At 72.1% G+C, this 2138-nt stretch carries 1 protein-coding gene and 1 pseudogene; one reads left to right on the top strand and one right to left on the bottom strand.

The genetic code is table 11. The features are described 5' to 3' along the window. Nucleotides 1–256, bottom strand: a pseudogene (locus tag HHX33_RS34515) (1,4-beta-xylanase); the annotation flags it as partial. A 1080-nt stretch (nucleotides 257–1336) separates the two neighbouring features. Between HHX33_RS34515 and HHX33_RS34510 the strand changes: the two are divergent. Then, on the top strand, nucleotides 1337–2138 hold an 802-nt coding region (locus HHX33_RS34510; RefSeq protein ID WP_182878234.1), incomplete at its 3' end, for an RICIN domain-containing protein.

Genomic DNA, 2138 nt, shown 5'->3' with positions numbered 1-2138 from the left:
TGACCCCGTTGAACTCCCGGTCCCAGGTGGCCACGTAGGTCGAGTCGTTCAGGTGGCCGGCCGCGATCGCGGTGCCGAAGTAGCGGCCGCTCTGCGCGGCGGCCGCCCCGAGGGTGCTCGCCGCGGCGTCGGCGGGGGTGGTGGCCGACAGGGCCGTCACCACCCCGAGTACGCCGAGAGCCCCGGCGGCCAGCACCCGGCGGGAACCGCCGAGTCGTCGCCGGGCTCGTCCCACAGGTATGGCGGTTTCGCCCATGCCTGAGCCTCCAGTGCTTGATGAACGGGGGTGCTTGCTGAAACGGGGTCTTGCTGAAACGGGGTGCTTGCCGAAGGTGGTGCTGACGGAACGGTGGTGCGGGAAGAACGAGTGCTGAAACGAACGCGGATGAACGCGGGAAGACGCCCGCGGCGTCGCACACGGCCCGTCACGGACCGCGGCACCGGCATGCGGCCCCTGCCGTTCACCACCGACCGGGCAGGAGGAGGCCGCCGGGGATCAGTTTGGAAACGTCGGCGTAACGTGTCAAGGCGTTGTGTCGATCTCTCGGCGGCGGTCCGTCAGGACCCGGGCCGGCCGTCCGCGCGCAGGGCTCCTGTCCGGGCGATATCCGCGGCGGTTAGGGCGTCCGCGTGCCGTGACGGCGGCCGTGAAAGTTTCACCGGGGGCGGAGCCGCGGGGGGGCCGGCCGCTTCGCGGTCGTCCCAGTTCGGGCGCTCCTCCCGGCCGCGGGTGAACACCTGGGAGAGGCCCGCGTGTTGACACGCTCCGCGCCGTCGTATTGGCTCCGCCGCACCACCACCGACATTTCGTCAGATGTGAGAAGGGAGTTCACATCGCCGCAATGTTAGCGCTCACAGGATTGGGCGGGCCTGCCCACCGGTTCCCCGGCCCGGCGCGACCACGCGCGGCGTGACCTCCGCGAGAGGTCGTCGCGGCGAGCGCCGGGCGTGGCCGCGGAGCCCGCTCCGGAGCGGCCCGTCGCCGGTGTTCGCGCCGTGCCTCGCGCGGCCGAATGTTAGCGATAACTTGCCCCGGACGGCCGCGCCCGATCGTACGGCGGCCGCCGGTCGTGAACGCTCCCGCCCCCTCGCACTCACAGGAGAAGCATCATGCGGTCGGGCCCGCGCCTGGTCGTGACCGGAACCGGCACGGCCGGCGGCACCGCGCCGACCTGTGACCGGCTCCACCGGCCGACCGGCCCCACCCGATCCGCCGAATCCGGCCCCCGGCCTTCGCCTTCCACAGCCGGGGGCCACAGTGACGGGCCCGCCCCCCTCCGCCAGTGAGGGAGGGCGGGCCCGTCTCCCACCGCCTCCACCCCCCAGAGGAGAAGACATGCAGCCAGTGCCGCCCCGCGTGACCGGGCGCCGGCGACGATCGCCCGCGGCCGTCCTGACGTGCCTGCTCGCGGCGCTCGCGACCGTGCTCGCCGGCGCGCTCGTGTCCATAGCGCCGGCCACGGCCGCGACCGTCGACACCAACGCCTGGTACGTGCTGGTCAACCGCAACAGCGGCAAGGCCCTGGACGTGTACAACCTCTCCACCGCCGACGGCGGGTCGCTCGTGCAGTGGACCCGGAACAACGGCAACAACCAGCAGTGGCGGTTCGTCGACTCCGGCGGCGGCTACTACCGCGTGCAGTCGCGGCACTCCGGCAAGGTGCTGGACGTCTACAACCTCTCCACGGCCGACGGCGCCGCCGTCGTGCAGTGGAGCGACGGCAACGGCGTCAACCAGCAGTTCCGGCTGGCCGACTCCTCGGACGGCTACGTCCGGCTGATCAACCGCAACAGCGGCAAGGCCGTGGAGGTGCAGAACGCCTCCACCGCCGACGGCGGCAAGATCGTGCAGTACTCCGACTGGGGCGGCACCAACCAGCAGTGGCAGCTCGTCCGCGTCGACGGCGGCACCAGCTCCCCGTCCGCGTCTCCGTCCGCGTCCCCGTCCGTGTCACCGTCGGCGTCCCCGAGCGCGCCCTCGGGGACGTTCACCAACCCGGTGCTGTGGGAGGACCTGGCCGACATCGACATCATCCGGGTCGGTGACACCTACTACTACTCCGCCTCCACGATGCACTACTCGCCGGGCGCGCCGGTCCTGCGCTCCTACGACCTGGTGCACTGGGAATACGCCGGCC

Origin of the sequence: Microbispora sp. H10670 (assembly GCF_014161385.1) — a bacterium.
In the GTDB taxonomy this organism is placed as follows: Bacteria; Actinomycetota; Actinomycetes; order Streptosporangiales; family Streptosporangiaceae; genus Microbispora; species Microbispora triticiradicis.
Note: the sequence above shows the minus strand (reverse complement) of the source record. Positions and strands in the feature narration are given on the sequence as shown.